The organism is Maribrevibacterium harenarium (genome assembly GCF_006385675.1).
GTDB classification, from domain to species: Bacteria; Pseudomonadota; Gammaproteobacteria; order Pseudomonadales; family Marinomonadaceae; genus Marinomonas; species Marinomonas harenarium.
The window spans coordinates 119888-136985 of the sequence record NZ_VFRR01000001.1 but is presented as its reverse complement, the minus strand read 5'-3'; the positions used below and the strand labels follow the sequence as shown (position 1 = coordinate 136985).

Sequence of the window (17098 nt, the reverse complement as noted above, 5' to 3'; positions counted from 1 at the left end):
GTAGTTGCCAATGAAAGGGATTGAAATCGATTTCAGCAGTAAGACCGCCTTACTTATCGAAGACATGGCAGAAGCGAGGATTCTGCAAAAGAAAATGTTGCAAGACTTTGGTTTTAAGCACATTGAAATTGCAATGAAAGCAGAAAGCGCCATTGATCTCTTAAAGCGACACAAGTACGACGTAATTCTGTCCGACTACAACCTTGGCAATGGCAAGGATGGTCAGCAATTGCTGGAAGAGATACGCCATTCCAATCTTGTACCTCATACCTCCACTTACCTAATGGTTACCGCGGAAACCTCGATTGAAATGGTCATGGGAGCGATCGAATTTCAGCCCGACGGCTACATTACCAAGCCGTTCTCCCAAGCGATGCTGCAACGACGCCTGTTAAAGCTATTGAAGGTAAAAGCCCAACTTGAGCCGGTAAATAGCGCCTTAGATGCATCGGACTATGAGGATGTAATTCGTAAAGCACAGAGTATTGCTACAGAAATTCCCGTACTCGCTGGCAAATGCCAAAGAATTATTGGTGATGCTTTACTGAAGCTAGGCAAATATCAAGAAGCGCTGCAGCATTTCAAACGCAATCTTGCCGAACGAAAAATGCCTTGGGCTTTGTTTGGTCAAGCAAGAGCGCTGTACTATCTCGGTCAATTCGATACTGCTGAAGACAAATTCCGTCAGCTTACCTTAGATAACAAATTCTTTGTCAGTGCCTACGATTGGTTGGCGAAAACCCTCGAAGAAAAGCAAGATATTGAGCAAGCCCATAGTGTGTTAATGAATGCGGTGTCGCGCTCGCCGAAAAACTTATTGCGTCAAATGGAATTAGGTCGCTTGAGTCTACTTATCAACGATCCAACGCTAGCGGAAATGGCTTATCGCCGAGCAGTGTTTTTAGCTAAACACTCGTGCTTTGATGACGCCGAGGTATATTTGCAACATCTGCGCTCTATTGTTGCTATTGCGCACACTGGTGAGTTGTTGCCCCGCCAATTTGATAATTTTCAGAACTCTCTGAAAAAGTTACAACAAAATCACAGTGATAACCCACAAGTAAGAGCAGATTCCTATGCGGCTGAGATAGAGCTGTATTATGCTACCGGAGAAGTACCAACAGCAAAGCAGCTCATAGAAGTCTGGCTTCATGACATTGAAAGCGGTGTCGCGAGCTCACCAAACTCGAGTACCAAAGCACTTATTAGTAAAATTCAAGCGGCCAGCTAAATGAAAAAACTCGACTTAAGTACTGTTCTTGCCAGTGCCATACACGAAAGCAAAAACCATGTTGGTAATCTATTATTTCAGCTGCAAAGTCTGAAACCTCATGTGGAGGGCACCACTGGCATGGGCGTGGTGCAGCAGATCGAAGAAGGGCTCAAGCAAATAAATGATGAGTGGGTGGAGTATCTTTACCTCTACCGGCTATCTTCAAATGGCTATGAGCTGCATTACGACTGCTGGTCTGTGGAAGAATTTCTAGACGATCAGGTTTTTGCCCTCCAACCCGCTGCGGCAGCGAAGCAATTGGACTTAAGTTTCTCTGTTGATGCTAGCTTGGTGGGGGTATTTGACGAACGACTCATGACGGCTGTGATCAGCACAGCGGTATACAACGCCCTACGTTTCGCAAAGACTGCTATTGAGCTCTCGGCAGAACGTGAGGGTGATTTTTTGATAATTCATGTTGACGATGATGGCCAAGGGTTTGTCTCCACTACTTCAGCAAAAGCCCATCACGATGACGATACTAGTCACACTGGCCTAGGTCTCTATTTCGCTGAGCTAGCGGCAAATGCGCATCGCACCCAGGAAAAACACGGACTTATTAAGAGGGGGCAAGCGCCAAAGTTAGGTGGTGCCCGCTTGTCCATCTACCTGCCCCAATAACGGTTCACTCTTCGTTATGAGTATTATCTGCCTAAGGCAGAATAATACTCAAACGGCCGCCACCTAGTTGGCTTTCATTACTCAAGCGCGTACTCCCTTTGCGTCCCTGATTGCAATGTATCGCAGCCACTCGCTCACAATAGTACCAACCCAATGTCTGGCTGCTAGCATCCAAAGCAGCTTGATCAGAAACCAGTTGCTGAAATTTCTCCAGCACTATTGGCGGGTAACCTTGCCCATTATCATCAACATGCAGATATAGATAACCGTCACTCATGCCCGCACTAATGGATATTTGACTCTTGGTGTAGCGAACTGCATTAACCAATGCAATATTGACTACCGAGGAGATTAACTGGGCATCCATATACCAGCTAATATCATCAACATCCAATTCCACTTGTATTCCTTTACTTTCCAACAAGGAACGCTGAGCGATAACACACTCTTCGACAATGTCGATCAAATAGTGCTCTGACATTTGTACCGGTAAGGTGCCGCGCTCTATAAGATAAAGTCCCAAGAGCTGGGTCAAGGTATTCTGCATGCGTGTGGCTTCGTACTGAACCGTACCGAGAGTCTGTTGATGCTCGGCAGGAAGGCCATCTAAGGTTTGCAACACCATAGACAAGGAGTTTTTCATGTCATTCACGGACGCACTTAGCAGATGTTCAAAGCTTGGTGTGTTGGTATTCTCTTGCACAGTCATCTTCCTAAATCACGATCTTGTAGTTAGTTTTGAGAAAGTCCTTTAAGTTCTCATAACGGGTATACTGCCGATGGGAGGGGTTGATATGCCGTACTCGTCTCATGGCTTCTAGGCATTCATTAATAAGGTAACGCTGCTCTCCCTCTTTCCCCATCAATTTAAGACAGGTTTGTACTAGGTTTAGATTTAAACCGGGGTGCCGCGGGGAGTACTCAAGGGCTTCTTTAAAAGCAGCAATAGCGGCAGGAAAATCTTTTTTAGCGTAGGCTGCCAAAGCAACACTGTTGCATTCCTTAGCTTTGGCTTTTGCCGTCGGTGATACCGGCTCATCCATAAAGTCGTTTATCTTCTGCTTTAGTTGAGGATCAACGTGCTGATCACCAACGAGCGTAGAGAATAAACGTTCTGCTTCTTCTTCCTTCCCGGATACAAAAAGTGTTTTCCCTAATTCTATTTGGGTTTCCATCGACAACGATTCTGGAGACTCTTGCATTGCGCTACGTGCAGCCTTAAGCGCCTTCTCGGAGTCTATCTTATTACCCTGTGAGGCATGGAAGCGGCTCTCTGCAAGGGCTTTTCTCACTTTTACAGAAGGATCGTCGTTGAAGCGTTTCCCTAATTGGGAAAGTGCAGCAGCCGCTTCATTCAAAAGACGCTTTTTATCAGCACTGTTACCTATGTCACCTGCCGCCTCTGACGCCACATCCACATGCTTCACATAATCATCTGGATTTTCATGGATAGAGTTAGTGGCTAACCGCAAAGTGGTTTGACTGGCTTTCAGTGCGGTTTGTGTGTCCCCATTAAGCAGGGAGACATCGACCATCTTACGCTGCCGATGATGAATTCTTGGAGAGAGCTTCAATGCATCCTCTAGGACTCGCTGGGCATCAAGAGTTTTATTCTTCTTCTCAAGACATTCTGCTAGTAGGTCATAGGCAGCAATCGCTTGAGGAAACAATTGTAAGGTCTTTTCTAAGTGCTGAATGGCGTCATCAAGATCGTTCTTGGCTATGCTAATTTGCGCTAGGCCAAGCAAGGCCCAGTCTAGGTCACGCGCTTCTAGTTCTTGCAAACAAAGATGCTTGGCAGACTGCCACTGACCTGTCTTTATGTAGGCCTCCACCAGGGCTTTTTTGCACCAAGCAGAAAAGCGCCCCTCACTTTCAATATGCTGGCGACACAGGGCTATCAACATCTTGTTGTCACCCGCCGCTTGAGCTTGTTTGATTTTCTCGAGCGCTTTATTTTGCTTGAATAAGCGCTCAAGACGCCGAGCTAATACCCCTTGCGTAAAAGGTTTACTCAGGTACTCATCAGGCCCCGCCTCCATAATTCCCATGACTACGTCACGGGAGGTTTCCGCTGAGACAATGACGAACATGGCGTTACTTTTCAGCAAACCTAGGGCCCGCAGCTCTTCTAAAACTTGATGACCATTTTTGCCATTACCGAGACGAAAGTCGCATAAAATTAAGTCGTACTTATGGGCGCGGCAGGAGTCAATGACACCTTTACCATTTGATGTAACGTCGACATTGGCGACTCCCAATGCGATCAGCATCTGCCTGATAGATTGCCGCGAATTTTCAAACTCATCCGCAACCAGGGCTCGTAACTTGGCGTAAGGCGATGGCTGACTGTTTGCGCGACCAACTAATATATTTGTATCCACTGAACGTCTTGCTCTTACTGTTCTAGTTTTTGAAGATAATCAACAAGCAATATACCTGCTTCCTCGATATGTTGCTGCAATAGTTTCATCGCCTCTGCCTGTTGCTTGCGCTCTAGCAAAGTAAGTAAGCGATCATGTTCCTGTTGACTGGTGTCTTGATAACCCAAAGGCCCATATTGGAACCCCATATAACGGCGAACCTGATCATTTAAGGATTCTACGGTGCGAAATAAGGCTGGACGGCAAGCACATTGGTAAAGAGTGGCGTGAAAAAGCCAGTTTAACTGTCCTCGTCCGAGCAAATCTAAATGTGGTGCATTGAGCTGGTGATTGATGTCCCGAGCGCGCCCCAACACCTCATGATTGATACCTGGTATGGCATAGGCTAATAACTGTACTTCCAATAAGGCACGCATCTGGTAGAGATCTTCCGCCTCTAGCCAATTCAGTTTCGGGATCATGACGCCTGCCTTACCGTGGGGCACTAGCCACCCCTCTGCTTTGAGCTGCATCATGGCATCCCGAACTGGGATACGACTTACCTGGTAGCGCTCCGATAAGTCTTGCTGGCGCAACGGTAACCCTCTGGGGAGCACACCGCTTACAATATCGTTTTTTAGCGTGTTATATAAATCGCCCGTAGGAGCTGTGTTCATTAAACGGCTCTTTTTGCAAATAAGTAATAAGTGGTTAACCCTACCAGTATTCCCCAAAATGCGGAAGCAACACCCATAAAACTCACGCCGGATGCGGTGACCAAGAACGTCAGCAGTGCGGCTTCCCGTTGACTTACATCCGCCATAGCCACATGCAGGTTATTTGCTATGGTAGTAAAGAGGGCAATACCAGCCAATGCAGCAACAATATAACTAGGGATCACAAAAAATAGCGCAACTAGCGTTGCCCCAAAAACCCCAGCAATGAGATAAAAAATACCGGCAAAAATGCCCGCCACATAACGCTTATTCTTGTCCTCGTGACTTTCTTTCCCGGCGCAAATTGCCGCTGTAATGGCTGCTAAATTAAATGCAAAACCACCAAATGGCGCCATCACCATGTTGACTAACCCCGTGGTCGAAATCAATGGCGAAATTGGCGTTTGATACCCCTCCGCCTTAAGGACAGCGACACCAGGAATATTCTGGGAACTCATGGTAACAATAAACAACGGAATGCCTACACCAATCAAGGCCCCGATATTCCAATCGGGGGTCTGCCAAAGCATAGTACTCATCGAGAAATTGAGCTGAACTGACTCGCCAACTTGATAGAAGGCACAAATGATAGCGACCACTAACACTAATATAACGGCATATCGGGGTAACCAAAGCTTAGCCAGCAAATAACTCACTAACATAAGACCAATGACCCAAGGTGCTTCAGCAAAAGGAGTGAATACCCCATAGCCAAAGGGCACCAAAACCCCTACCAACATGGCACTGGCGATGGATGTTGGGATTATCGCCATAAATCGACCAAACAAACCGCTAATACCGGTTATAAAAATGAGAGCACCCGTGAAGATAAACACACCGATTGCTTCGGCGTAGGTTAAGCCGTCTAAACTGGTTGCTAATAATGCCGCCCCAGGGGTAGACCACGCGGTGATCACCGGCGCGCGGTAATACCAAGACAAGCCTATACAGGTAACGCCCATACCAATACCGAGCGCGAAAATCCAAGACACTACCTGCTGCTCATTCGCACCCGCGCTATTGGCTGCCTGAAATACGATAGCCACAGAACTGGCAAAGCCAACCAACACGGCGACAAATCCTGCACTGATAGTACTGGGGGAGATATCCTTTAATAGGGACACGACTAGAACTCCTTAATGCTACGTTGATCGCAGAATAGCGAACCCGATAAATATTGTATACATTTTAATTTGTGTATACAGCGTGCCCTAAGTCAACATATAACCAATAATACCCAACATGAAGCCCATTACCGCCCCAAGCGGTGGCCCCCAATGTCGCTCCAATCGCACCTGAGGGGCGATATCCTGAAATACGGCGTAGAGTATTCCACCTGCGGCAAACAACATTAAGCCTGCCACAAACTCTTCATATTGAGCTAACCAAAAGTAGGCACCTAAGGCGGCTATTGGTCCGGTAAACGCCAGCATAGTGAACAACAAAATTATGCGCCGATTGGGCATCCGTCCAGATTCCTTAATTTCACGGAAGGCATTAAAGCCCTCAGGTATATTTTGCATAGCAATAAGCAGGGCCAATAGCAGTGAGTTAACACCGCCTAGCGCCAATGATGCCCCAAGCGCAATAGATTCAGGAATAAAATCTGTCAGCATGGCGACCAGCTGACTCGCGGAGGTTTGGTAGCGATACAGCAGGATATCGATCACCATGAAGGCGACACCACCAGATAGGAACAACACCGCCACCATCAGCGTGTCAAATTGTGGTATACCCTCGGGCACTAACACTAAAGCCACCGCCGACAATAAGGCACCGGCGCCGAACGCGGTAACACTATGGCGAAACTCCTCGTCTAGCCAGTCTGGCACAAAGCCAGGGATCGATGCCAAAGCGCCACCCAACGGCATCGCCAGCCCCGCCAATAACGTCAATAAAAGTATGTATAGCCATTCAAACAAGACAAACTCTCCTTATTATTCGAAAGTGATGGCGACACTGAGACGCCCCTGTCGGTGAATAAATTTCACCATAAAGCGCCTAGTTCCGACCAAATATCGCTTGGTAATTAAGCACGCGCACCTTAATATCCGCGCCATGTTGATTACTCGGTAACGCTATGATGAATCTGATTTCTTTTAATGCCCTACGCACCTTACATCTCCCCAATGTACGCTACATTAAACCGGAACATATGTATGGGCATCTAGAAGAAATCCGCGCCGCCGACTTCGTACTCTTTCCCGAATATTGGCAGATAAATGCACTCGTCCATGGTTTGCATAAGCCGATTTTTCCTAGCCTAGAGACGTACATGATTGGTCACGACAAAGTAGAAATGACGCGCACTTTTATGACCATAATTCCTGCCAATCATCCTTACACGGAAATTCGTCCGAATACACAAAATGAAGCGGATTATTTGTGGTCAATTATGCCCACGCCATTTGTCGCCAAGATTCCCCGCAGTAGTATGGGGCAAGGGGTATATCTTATCGATAGTCTAGTTGACTGGCGCCAGTATTGTGAGCGCTCATCAGTGCTGTATGTACAGGAATATCTGCCGATCGACCGAGATCTGCGCATTGTATGGGTCGGAGGCAAGGTGATTGCGGGCTATTGGCGCTTACAAGCAGAGAAAGGCTTTTATAACAATATTAGTCAAGGTGGACAGGTTGAGATCGCACTAGTACCCAAAGAGGCGCTGGATCTAGTGGAATACGTGGCTCATCACCTCAATATTGATCACGCCGGATTTGATGTAGCAATGGTAGGCTCTCAAGCCTATCTGATTGAAATCAACCGCATATTCGGTAATCAAGGAATAGTCGATTTGCAACAAGCGGTAGATAACGAGATCCTGTCTTATCTAAACACTCAATATTTGAGCCATCAGACACTGGAACTCAATCAATTGGCTTAACTCATACCGGAGGACCTCGGGTCGCTCCGGTGTGTTAGTGTATTAATTAGTAACGCGGCAACTCAATATCTGCAAATAATGCTTCGACTTCTTGGCGACCGCCAGCGGACATCGCTTCTATCACTAAATCTTTGGTTAAGTGTGGAGCAAAGGAACGAATAAATTCGTACATATAGCCACGAATAAAGGTATTGGTGCGAATGCCTATCTTCGTAACACTGTCCGCAAACAGATGAGAAGCATCCAATGCTACCAAATCGCTATCTAGCTCGGCGTCAAAAGCCATGGTCGCCACGATACCAACACCGAGCCCCAACCGAACATAGGTTTTGATCACGTCCGAATCGGCGGCAGTGAACACGACGTTAGGCTCTAGTTCAGCACTCTGAAAGGCTTCATCCAATTGCGAGCGGCCAGTAAAACCAAACACATAGGTGACAATCGGGTACTTGGCCAACTCTTGCAAAGTCAGCTGTGACACCTGTGCCAATGGGTGATCTTTGGGCACTACCACCGAACGATTCCATAGGTAGCAAGGCAGCATTACCAGATTTCCAAATAGCTCCAATGCTTCCGTTGCAATTGCAAAGTCCACTACCCCGTCGTTTGCCATTTCGGCAATTTGCATCGGCGTCCCTTGATGCATATGGAGAGACACGTCGGGGTAATCTTCGATGAAGCTGTGTATCACTTTCGGCAATGCGTAGCGGGCTTGAGTATGAGTCGTAGCAATATCTAGGGAGCCTTTACGCTCATCACTAAACTCTTTTGCCACTTTCTTAATATTTTGTGTCTGACTCAGTATTTCGCCCGCCAGAGCAATAATCTTTTCTCCGGCTGGCGTTACGTGGGTCAAGTGCTTACCACTGCGGGCGAACACTTCGATACCGAGTTCATCTTCTAGTAACCGAATTTGCTTACTTACCCCCGGCTGGGAGGTATATAGACTTTGCGCGGTAGCGGACACATTGAGGTCGTGTCGGGCGACTTCCCAGATATATTTCAATTGCTGTAGTTTCATTTGCCGCCTCTTATTCTAAAAAGAGTTAAAAACATAAGAAAATATTACTTTATAGAATAGTAAAAAAAACCTAAGGTTGCCACTTCAATTCACGTTAAGTTGAGTCGCAATGGATTTTATTTGGTACATAGTCGCGGGTGTTGGGGTCGGTTTGGCGGTGGGTATCACCGGAGTCGGTGGTGGCTCCCTCATGACCCCACTGTTATTAATGTTTGGCTTCCCACCCCACATCGCCATTGGTACCGATCTGTTATACGCCGGTATTGCAAAGAGCACTGGAGTTTACATGCATGCTCGGCGGGGCAATGTGAATTGGCCTATAATGCTCGCCATGGCCGCGGGTAGTTTGCCGGCTTCGTTAGCCACTATCTATGTGCTCTCTACCTTCGAAGGAGCCCATCACTATCAGGATCTATTGACCGGAACACTTGGGCTTATGTTACTACTAACAGCACTGGTAATAGTGTTCCGTAAACGTCTTCACGATATTTTGAATCCAAACTTTTCGCCTCGTCAGGGTCGTCTTTATATCTTCATTTGCGGTCTAGTGTTAGGAGTATTGGTTACGCTTACCTCTGTCGGTGCCGGTGCCTTAGGGACGGCCATGATGATGCTATTATTCCCCGCTATGCTAGCGAAAAATGTGGTAGGCACTGATTTGGCCCATGCGGTGCCGCTGACCTTGGTGGCGGGTATTGGTCATATTTTTCTCGGCAACATTGACTACTACCTATTAGCAGGATTACTGCTCGGCTCTATTCCAGCCATTTATATTGGTACGCATTTGGCCACTTTTGTACCCAATAAGCTACTGCAACCGGTTCTTGCCAGTGCGCTGGGTGCATTCGGTGTTAAATACCTATTTTTCTAGTAAATAAGACCTTTTTCTAAGGGTAACTGGTTCATTAAGCAGGTAAAAACGGGTAATGTAGGTCTTTCTATAACAAAAGCGTTTTTTAGACGCACCATTTAGTAATACTAGGAAACCTATAATGAGTGATACCCGTTTAGAGGACTTAAACGTCGCCTCTTTGATTCCATTGGTAACACCAGCGACTTTAAAATCCGAGTTACCCCTGACTGAAGCTGTGCGAGAGCATGTCGCTCAGTCCCGCGACGTTATTAAAAATATTCTTGATGGCAAAGATCATCGTCTTGCTGTTGTCATTGGCCCCTGCTCTATTCATGACCCAGAAGCGGCGCTAGATTATGCCAAGCGCCTGAAAGCCCTGTCTGAACAGGTGGGTGACACTCTTTATATCATTATGCGTGCTTATTTTGAGAAGCCACGTACCACCGTTGGCTGGAAAGGCCTAATCAACGATCCAAATCTAGACGGTTCTTTTGATATTGAAAAAGGCATGCGGGTGGCGCGCAAGCTCCTGATTGATTTAGTTGAGCTTGGCCTACCACTTGCTACCGAGGCGCTTGATCCCATTTCACCACAGTACTATCAAGACTTGATTAGCTGGTCGGCTATCGGTGCTCGTACTACTGAATCGCAAACACACCGTGAGATGGCATCTGGCCTTTCTGGCCCAGTGGGCTTCAAAAATGGCACCGATGGTTCCATGACGGTAGCTGTGAATGCTATGCAGTCAGTATCCCACCCCCACTCTTTCCTAGGTATCAACGAGCTAGGTCAAGTTAGTATCGTTAACACTAAAGGAAACGAGTACGGTCATATCGTCTTGCGTGGCGGCAATGGTCAGCCCAATTACAGCGTCGCCCACATCGCAGCAAGTGAGGCTGAGTTAGCTAAAGCCTCCTTGAAGGCAAACATCATGATCGATTGCTCTCACGAAAATTCAGCGAAGAAACCAGAGCTTCAGCCCGAAGTTGCAGCCGAAGCTGCGCGTCAGATCATTGCCGGCAACCAGTCAATCATGGGCTTGATGATTGAAAGTAACATTGGTTGGGGCAACCAGAAAGTGCCAGCAGATAAAACCGAGTTGCAATACGGTGTGTCGATTACCGATGGTTGCATTGATTGGGCAACGACTGAAAATTGTCTAACGGAGCTAGCCAACTCGTTGCGTGAGGTGTTACCAGCACGCCAACGCAGTTAATTGCTTCAATTAAACAAAAAAACGCGCCTCGGCGCGTTTTTTTGTGACTTTCATAGTTTAGATTACATGAAAGCGTTATCAGTAACAGTATGGTCTGTTGCGTCTTTCACACCATTTAATCCTGGAACCTTATCCATTAGCGTCTTTTCAACACCATCTTTAAGGGTCAAGTCCACTGCGCTACACCCTTGGCAACCACCACCGAATTGCAACACCGCAATGTTGCCTTCAAGCACCTCAATCAATTTCACCTCACCACCATGGGCAGCAAGCCCAGGGTTCACGTCAGAGTAAAGCACGTAATTGATTTGATCTTGTATCGGACTGTCTGCGGTAACCTTAGGCATCTTAGCATTAGGCGCTTTAATGGTTAGCTGGCCACCCATTTTTTCGGTGGCGTAGTCAACAAAGGCCTCATCAAGAAAAGGAACCGACGTTTTTTCGATATAGAAACGGATATTGGCAAAATCCAAAATCTCATCGGTTTCGTTGACTTCTTCTGGGCGACAGTAGGCCAAGCACGTCTCCGCATAAGGGGTGCCGGGCTGCTGGATAAACATGCGCACCGCCATACCAGGCACATCTTGTTTTTCTAACAAGCCTGCCAAGTAGTTTTGAGCACCTTCGGTAATCGTAATATTCATAAGTACCCTTACATCACTGCTATCGGTTGTATATGGCTAATGTTACCGACAATTTTTTGCAAACAAAAGACCTAGTAAATAACTAAGGTATTTTTTCTTAGTTTCAATATCCCTTATTAATAAAAACCCTAAAGATATAGTTAAATATTCATTTTAGGAATAAAGGATTTTTGTTAGAGTCTACCGATCAAAATTCTAAACAACGGTTTGAGTCACCTCATGTATCAGTATGACGCAATTGATCAGCAACTAGTGGAAGAGCGTGTCGCTCAGTTTCGCGATCAAACCCAACGCTATCTAAATAAAGAGCTTAGTGAAGCAGAGTTTCTGCCACTACGCTTACAAAATGGCCTTTACGTGCAACGTTATGCCCCTATGTTACGGGTTGCCATTCCCTATGGCATGCTATCCAGCGACCAGCTACGTAAATTAGCAGACATTTCACGTCGTTATGATAAAGGCTACGGTCACTTTTCAACTCGCCAGAATCTACAGTTTAACTGGCCAAAACTAGAGACAGTGCCGGATATTCTTGAAGAATTGGCACAAGTACAGATGCATGCTGTTCAGACTAGCGGTAACTGTATTCGCAATACCACCACTGACCAATACGCTGGCGTCATCGCTGACGAAGTAGTTGATCCCCGTCCTTACTGTGAATTAATTCGCCAGTGGTCAACTTTCCACCCAGAGTTTGCCTTCTTGCCACGTAAGTTCAAGATTGCAGTGAACGCTACCGAATCCGCTGACCGTGCCGCCACCCAAGTGCATGACATTGGTCTTCACATCAAAAAAGATGCTGACGGCAACATCGGCTTTAAGGTGATTGTTGGTGGTGGCTTAGGTCGTACGCCAATGGTAGGCGAAGTAATCAGCGAATTTGTACCACGGGCAGACCTACTTACCTATCTAGATGCGATTATTCGCGTTTACAACCAACATGGTCGTCGTGACAACAAATACAAAGCGCGTATTAAAATCCTAGTAAAAGCACTAGGAATCGACGAGTTTCGTCGCCGAGTTGATGCGGAATGGGCCCATTTACGCGGTAAAGAAAGCACAGTACCCATGTCCGAGTTCGAGCGCCTACAGGGCTTCTTTACGGCACCTGCATACGAAGCGCTAGCAGACCAACCTGATTCACTGCAAGAAAAACTGGCGCAAAGTCCTGGTTTTGCCCGTTGGTTTGAACGTAACACCTTTGCTCACAAGCAAGCTGGCTACCGTATCGTGACACTAACACTGAAGAAAGCGGGACAAGCGCCCGGTGATGCCACCGCCGAGCAAATGGACAAAGCCGCTGAAATGGCTGATAGATACAGCTTTGGTGAACTGCGTGTTAGTCACGAACAGAATCTCGTTTTGGCAGATGTTCGCCAAGACCAATTAGTCGAAGTTTGGGAGGCGGCCAAAGAGTATGGTTTCGCTACACCCACGCTGGGCCTACTAACCGATATGATTTGCTGCCCTGGCGGAGACTACTGTGCTCTTGCTAACGCCAAATCTATTCCTATCGCTGAACAGGTGCAAAACGCCTTTGCTGACTTAGATTACCTCTATGATATTGGCGACGTGGATTTGAATATTTCTGGCTGTATGAATGCTTGTGGTCACCACCATGTGGGTAACATCGGTATCCTTGGCGTCGACAAAAAAGGGGAAGAGTTCTACCAAATCTCCCTCGGAGGCGCATCTGGTCATGATGCCTCTATCGGTAAGATTCTAGGCCCCTCTTTTGCACAAGAAGATATTGCCGGCGTACTCCAGAAAATTATCGGTGTTTACATCGCTAATCGAACTGAAGAAGAACGCTTTATTGACACTTACCGCCGCATCGGCATGGCACCATTCAAGGAGGCGGCATATGCCAAAGTTAATTAAGAACGGCGAGATCGTCACCACTTCCCAGGAATGGGTTCAAGATGTCGAGCAACAAACCATCGATAGCAATAGTATCGTGCCGATGCAGTTTTGGTTGGAAAACAAGCCAACGGTTGCTGGTATTTGGATCGATGCGGGCGAAGGTACGGAAGCGCTAGCGGATGTCGACCTTACCCAATTTGATGTTATCGCTGTTCACTTCCCAGCTTTTGCAGACGGCCGCGGTTTTAGTTATGCCCGTCTGTTGCGCGAGCGCCTTGGCTACACCGGAGATGTTCGTGCCGTAGGCGGATTCATCCCTGATCAACTTGGTTATTTGTTACGGGTGGGGTTCAGCAGCTTCCTGTTCGCTCCAGAAGTCGACCTGGAAAAAGCGCTTAAACTGCATAAGCCATTTAGCATTGCCTACCAAGGTGATGTTCATGACCCACGTCCGCTGTTCTTACGTCGCAGCTAGTTTGGTAATCAATAAAAAGGGGTCTAATCGAACAGCGATTAGGCCCCTTTTTTATCAGTTATGCCTTTCAAGCCAATTTGGCATTTATAACCTGATAAATTGGGTAGAGCACATCCGCACCCAATATTTTGGCGCGCTCTGGTGACCAGCCCGTGATTGGGTCAGGCAATGGATCATGATCTTTAAACGGCATTTCTAGGGTTAAGGACAAACATTCATAGGTGTTACCAACCCATTTAGATGCAAGGGATAGGTTGGCCTCCCCGTAGCGGTCTTTTTCATACCCCAGTTCCGTTTGAAAATCAGGACTCACCGCAAGTAAAGTGTCGGTAAACAATTGTTCAGCTTTTGCCATAGACTCAGTGAAATTTGGCACTTCGGAGCAACCATCTACGAAATTCGCCGGTATGGACTCATCACCATGAATATCGAGAAATAGGTCGACCCCGGTCTCCGCCATTTTTTTCTGTACTGCAAGTACTTCTGGACTGCGCTCCATAGTGGCACGGTTCCACTCACGGTTTAGGTTCACGCCTTTGCTATTTACCCGCAGATTCCCCAAGGCCGCGCCATCTGGATTCATGTTGGGAACGATATAAAAGCGGCATTGCTGTAGCAGCGCTCGCGCAACTGGGTGATTTTCATCAAAGAGACGCTCTAGCAGACCTTCTACAAACCACTCCGCCATGGTTTCCCCTGGATGCTGACGAGCAATAATCCAAATGTTTTTGGCTAACCCTTGGGTTTTGCTCACTTCCAGTAAGGTTATATCTCTACCTTGGGCCGTCTCTCCTAGATGATGGGTGATACAGTCCTCATGGGAAGCCGCCCAAGACAACATATCGAGATGGCGCTCGTAGCTGTAAGGAGCAAAATAGGCGTAGTAAACACTGTCCTGATCAGGCGTATGTTCGATGACTAGCTGACCATTGACGTACTTGGTTGGCACTCGAAACCAGTATTCTCTATCATATGACGCAACAGCTTGGTATCCTTCCCAACCTTCGGCAAAGGCGGCTTGTTGGGCATTCTCCAAGACCATAACACAATTTTCACCCATACCGCCCTGCAAGCGAAAATAGAACCACTGCAGAAACTCGGACTGGCTGTCTTTACGAATACGTAGGCGGATGTCTTCGGGCGCTTTGGCATCAACTACTTCGATATTGCCAGCATCGAAAAAACTACTGATTCTGATATGATTCGTCATAAAAATCCCTAACAAAGGTGTTATTCAGTCATTATGTCAAGTTTACCGATATTCATTGCAGCTGTCGCTAACTCTGCCGATGATCCAATCTATCCTGTGCTTTTTACTTGGTCTAACCACGATGGGGAAATCAAAGAAGTATTGGTTATTCCAGATGATGAGTGGCTTGAGCAAGCGCCAATTGAACCTAATGCCCAACATATATCTGAACAGCAACTTTACGAGTTTGGCCACGAGGCTCAAGATATTTTGACAGAGTGGTTAAGCGAATTAGATACCGATGTAGTCTATGCCTTAGAACCTGAACAGGTCTCACCACTGGTTGAAGCTATTTTTGCTGTTAAACACCAAGACCCTAGCTTCGAAGTACGATCTGTTAGCGAATGGTATCAACTTCAGGGGGAAAATTTCCACGCAATTATCGAAGGTGAAGAACTTTCTACTCCGCTACACCTTATGTCACCAGATGAACAAGTACTGTTGATCTTGCAACTCGCGGCTGACAACAACCTACTGCCCGACCTTACCTAACCGACAAAATGCGAAATACCACATACTTTAGAAAAAGTAAGTCGACTTAGCTTTAGCATTTGATTCAGAGGCGATACTTTGTCTGGCAAACAAATACTTACATTTAATTACCTTAAAATTAACTTAATCACCTTCAATCAGCCAGTTGATGGTTCGATCTCAGCAATAATACCAATAAGTTATTAATATATATGGTTTATTGCTGGATCGATGTTTTTGTAAGCGCCTATGCATTAAAATGAATGCAAACTCACTTTAGACCCATGCAAATGGAATAAAATGTAACCTCATTCACTTACCCCATGCATACCTCAGTCTGGTGCGATATTATTTAGCCTGACGATTATAAAAATCATCGACTTTGGTCGAGAGATGATAAAGCGAAACATAGGTACAAACTGCGTGACGACATCCAACAATTTGCTTCACCACATTGAGCATTTCACTTCCCAACGTGACAAAGAGCTATTGGCATTTAGTTTGCTGAAAAGCATCAAGAGCATGTTTGCAACGCAGGACGCATCCATTATCAATTTTGACCATAGAGATCGACCGGTGAGTCAGATCTCTATCGTTAGTGATACCTGCCAATACAAATATAAGAATATTGTCATTCCAGAGGTAGTAAGTGATGCCGTCGAGTACATGCATAGCTGGAGCCTAGAGGAACATGTCAGCACTAGCGGCGATACTTACTTTTACTGCCATCTACTGAAGTAATCACGTCAACAGTCGCAGTTTTTGGTGATGGGATTGGATAAGAAGCTGAACAAATCAGAGTTATATATCATTAAAGGTATGCTCAGCATCTACAATAATTTCAGTAATTTGTTGGCAGAATCTCAGACAGATGAGTTGACTGGCTTGATGAATCGCAAAACCTTCGATGAGTCAATCGTCAAGCTTTATCAACATTTTTCAGACCCAATGTCTCAGGAAGGGGACCAGGCGCCCTGTACTTGGCTAGCCATCATTGACATTGATTTGTTTAAGCATATCAATGACAAATATGGGCATCTCTATGGGGATGAAATCCTGATCCACATGGCGCGCACACTACAACAGGCCTTTAAACCGACTGATTTATTATTCCGCTTCGGTGGCGAAGAATTTGTAGTGGTACTGAAAGATCAAACGAAACAGGAATGCATGCAGTCACTCGAGAACCTTCGTTTAGCGGTGGAACGTATCCTAGTAAATGAAGGGGAAAAGCTCAGTGTCAGCATTGGCGCTACGCGCTTCGATCACACGGTATTTCACATTACCCTGTTAGACCACGCCGATAAAGCGCTTTACTTTAGTAAAGACAACGGACGCAACCAGATTACTTTCTATGAAGACATGAAGGCGCGGGGACTTGTGGAAGAGGAAGAGCTTGAATCCGGTGATATCGACCTTTTCTAATTGCAAAGAACAATGGGCGACATT

At 46.4% G+C, this 17098-nt stretch carries 18 protein-coding genes; 10 read left to right on the top strand and 8 right to left on the bottom strand.

The genetic code is table 11. The features are described 5' to 3' along the window. Positions 1-10: 10 nt before the first annotated feature. Both FJM67_RS00715 and FJM67_RS00710 read left to right on the top strand, forming a co-directional pair. Complete coding sequence (locus FJM67_RS00715; protein WP_140586713.1) at positions 11-1231, top strand: response regulator; 1221 nt, start codon at positions 11-13, stop codon at positions 1229-1231. Further along, entirely contained in the window at positions 1232-1894 is a 663-nt protein-coding gene (locus FJM67_RS00710) for a sensor histidine kinase (protein ID WP_140586711.1), read from the top strand. It abuts the gene before it with no gap. A 31-nt stretch (positions 1895-1925) separates the two neighbouring features. On the opposite strand, the gene FJM67_RS00705 is transcribed toward FJM67_RS00710, so the two are convergent. From FJM67_RS00705 to FJM67_RS00685, 5 genes are all read right to left on the bottom strand, one after another. After that, entirely contained in the window at positions 1926-2597 is a 672-nt protein-coding gene (locus FJM67_RS00705; protein ID WP_140586709.1) for a sensor histidine kinase, read from the bottom strand. Positions 2598-2607: 10 nt separating this feature from the next. Beyond that, the gene (locus FJM67_RS00700; protein WP_140586708.1) at positions 2608-4278 is read right to left on the bottom strand and encodes a tetratricopeptide repeat-containing response regulator; all 1671 of its coding nucleotides are present in this window, start codon (positions 4276-4278) and stop codon (positions 2608-2610) included. Positions 4279-4292: 14 nt separating this feature from the next. Further along, complete coding sequence (locus tag FJM67_RS00695) at positions 4293-4934, bottom strand: GntR family transcriptional regulator (RefSeq protein ID WP_140586706.1); 642 nt, start codon at positions 4932-4934, stop codon at positions 4293-4295. After that, positions 4934-6097 carry a benzoate/H(+) symporter BenE family transporter gene (locus FJM67_RS00690; RefSeq protein ID WP_140586704.1) on the bottom strand — a complete coding sequence of 388 codons (1164 nt, stop codon included), beginning with the start codon at positions 6095-6097 and terminating at the stop codon, positions 4934-4936. Before FJM67_RS00690 ends, FJM67_RS00695 begins: the two co-directional genes overlap by 1 nt. A gap of 87 nt (positions 6098-6184) precedes the next feature. Continuing rightward, positions 6185-6895 carry a ZIP family metal transporter gene (locus FJM67_RS00685; protein WP_235889952.1) on the bottom strand — a complete coding sequence of 237 codons (711 nt, stop codon included), beginning with the start codon at positions 6893-6895 and terminating at the stop codon, positions 6185-6187. Positions 6896-7053: 158 nt separating this feature from the next. Here FJM67_RS00685 and FJM67_RS00680 point away from each other — a divergent pair, with 158 nt between their 5' ends. Further along, positions 7054-7857, top strand: coding sequence for an ATP-grasp domain-containing protein (locus FJM67_RS00680; RefSeq protein WP_235889951.1), 804 nt, complete (start codon positions 7054-7056; stop codon positions 7855-7857). 46 nt (positions 7858-7903) lie between these two features. On the opposite strand, the gene cysB is transcribed toward FJM67_RS00680, so the two are convergent. Next, on the bottom strand, positions 7904-8878 hold the full coding sequence (cysB, locus tag FJM67_RS00675; RefSeq protein WP_140586702.1) for an HTH-type transcriptional regulator CysB: 975 nt from the start codon (positions 8876-8878) through the stop codon (positions 7904-7906). Between the two features lie 109 nt (positions 8879-8987). On the opposite strand from cysB, the gene FJM67_RS00670 reads away from it, so the two are divergent. Both FJM67_RS00670 and FJM67_RS00665 read left to right on the top strand, forming a co-directional pair. After that, positions 8988-9749 (top strand): sulfite exporter TauE/SafE family protein, encoded by a 762-nt coding sequence (locus FJM67_RS00670; protein WP_140586700.1) that lies wholly within the window; start codon positions 8988-8990, stop codon positions 9747-9749. Between the two features lie 121 nt (positions 9750-9870). Next, positions 9871-10947: a 3-deoxy-7-phosphoheptulonate synthase gene (locus tag FJM67_RS00665; RefSeq protein WP_140586698.1), complete on the top strand. Its 1077-nt coding sequence runs from the start codon at positions 9871-9873 to the stop codon at positions 10945-10947. 62 nt (positions 10948-11009) lie between these two features. On the opposite strand, the gene nfuA is transcribed toward FJM67_RS00665, so the two are convergent. Beyond that, positions 11010-11591 (bottom strand): Fe-S biogenesis protein NfuA, encoded by a 582-nt coding sequence (gene nfuA, locus FJM67_RS00660; protein ID WP_140586696.1) that lies wholly within the window; start codon positions 11589-11591, stop codon positions 11010-11012. 219 nt (positions 11592-11810) lie between these two features. Here nfuA and FJM67_RS00655 point away from each other — a divergent pair, with 219 nt between their 5' ends. Together FJM67_RS00655 and FJM67_RS00650 are read left to right on the top strand one after the other, a co-directional pair. Further along, entirely contained in the window at positions 11811-13472 is a 1662-nt protein-coding gene (locus tag FJM67_RS00655) for a nitrite/sulfite reductase (RefSeq protein WP_140586694.1), read from the top strand. Then, positions 13456-13929 (top strand): DUF934 domain-containing protein, encoded by a 474-nt coding sequence (locus FJM67_RS00650; protein WP_140586692.1) that lies wholly within the window; start codon positions 13456-13458, stop codon positions 13927-13929. The genes FJM67_RS00655 and FJM67_RS00650 overlap by 17 nt, the downstream gene beginning before the upstream one ends. 67 nt (positions 13930-13996) lie before the next feature. Here FJM67_RS00650 and FJM67_RS00645 read toward each other — a convergent pair whose 3' ends face one another. Then, positions 13997-15139: a M14 family metallopeptidase gene (locus tag FJM67_RS00645; protein ID WP_140586690.1), complete on the bottom strand. Its 1143-nt coding sequence runs from the start codon at positions 15137-15139 to the stop codon at positions 13997-13999. Positions 15140-15172: 33 nt separating this feature from the next. Between FJM67_RS00645 and FJM67_RS00640 the strand changes: the two genes are divergently transcribed. The 3 genes from FJM67_RS00640 (at position 15173) to FJM67_RS00630 (ending at position 17074) form a co-directional block, all read left to right on the top strand. After that, positions 15173-15670: a hypothetical protein gene (locus tag FJM67_RS00640; RefSeq protein ID WP_140586688.1), complete on the top strand. Its 498-nt coding sequence runs from the start codon at positions 15173-15175 to the stop codon at positions 15668-15670. Between the two features lie 402 nt (positions 15671-16072). Beyond that, a complete protein-coding gene (locus FJM67_RS00635; protein WP_140586686.1) occupies positions 16073-16390 on the top strand; it encodes a hypothetical protein in 318 nt (105 codons plus the stop codon). A gap of 33 nt (positions 16391-16423) precedes the next feature. Beyond that, positions 16424-17074 (top strand): GGDEF domain-containing protein, encoded by a 651-nt coding sequence (locus FJM67_RS00630; RefSeq protein ID WP_181161393.1) that lies wholly within the window; start codon positions 16424-16426, stop codon positions 17072-17074. Positions 17075-17098: the final 24 nt, after the last annotated feature.

Bases quoted from the DNA above. Each gene is read 5' to 3' on its own strand.
- FJM67_RS00715 (WP_140586713.1), top strand. From the start codon at position 11: ATGAAAGGGATTGAAATCGATTTCAGCAGTAAGACCGCCTTACTTATC.
- FJM67_RS00710 (WP_140586711.1), top strand. From the start codon at position 1,232: ATGAAAAAACTCGACTTAAGTACTGTTCTTGCCAGTGCCATACACGAA.
- FJM67_RS00695 (WP_140586706.1), bottom strand. From the start codon at position 4,934: ATGAACACAGCTCCTACGGGCGATTTATATAACACGCTAAAAAACGAT.
- FJM67_RS00680 (WP_235889951.1), top strand. From the start codon at position 7,054: ATGATGAATCTGATTTCTTTTAATGCCCTACGCACCTTACATCTCCCC.
- cysB (WP_140586702.1), bottom strand. From the start codon at position 8,878: ATGAAACTACAGCAATTGAAATATATCTGGGAAGTCGCCCGACACGAC.
- FJM67_RS00670 (WP_140586700.1), top strand. From the start codon at position 8,988: ATGGATTTTATTTGGTACATAGTCGCGGGTGTTGGGGTCGGTTTGGCG.
- FJM67_RS00665 (WP_140586698.1), top strand. From the start codon at position 9,871: ATGAGTGATACCCGTTTAGAGGACTTAAACGTCGCCTCTTTGATTCCA.
- nfuA (WP_140586696.1), bottom strand. From the start codon at position 11,591: ATGAATATTACGATTACCGAAGGTGCTCAAAACTACTTGGCAGGCTTG.
- FJM67_RS00655 (WP_140586694.1), top strand. From the start codon at position 11,811: ATGTATCAGTATGACGCAATTGATCAGCAACTAGTGGAAGAGCGTGTC.
- FJM67_RS00650 (WP_140586692.1), top strand. From the start codon at position 13,456: ATGCCAAAGTTAATTAAGAACGGCGAGATCGTCACCACTTCCCAGGAA.
- FJM67_RS00645 (WP_140586690.1), bottom strand. From the start codon at position 15,139: ATGACGAATCATATCAGAATCAGTAGTTTTTTCGATGCTGGCAATATC.
- FJM67_RS00640 (WP_140586688.1), top strand. From the start codon at position 15,173: ATGTCAAGTTTACCGATATTCATTGCAGCTGTCGCTAACTCTGCCGAT.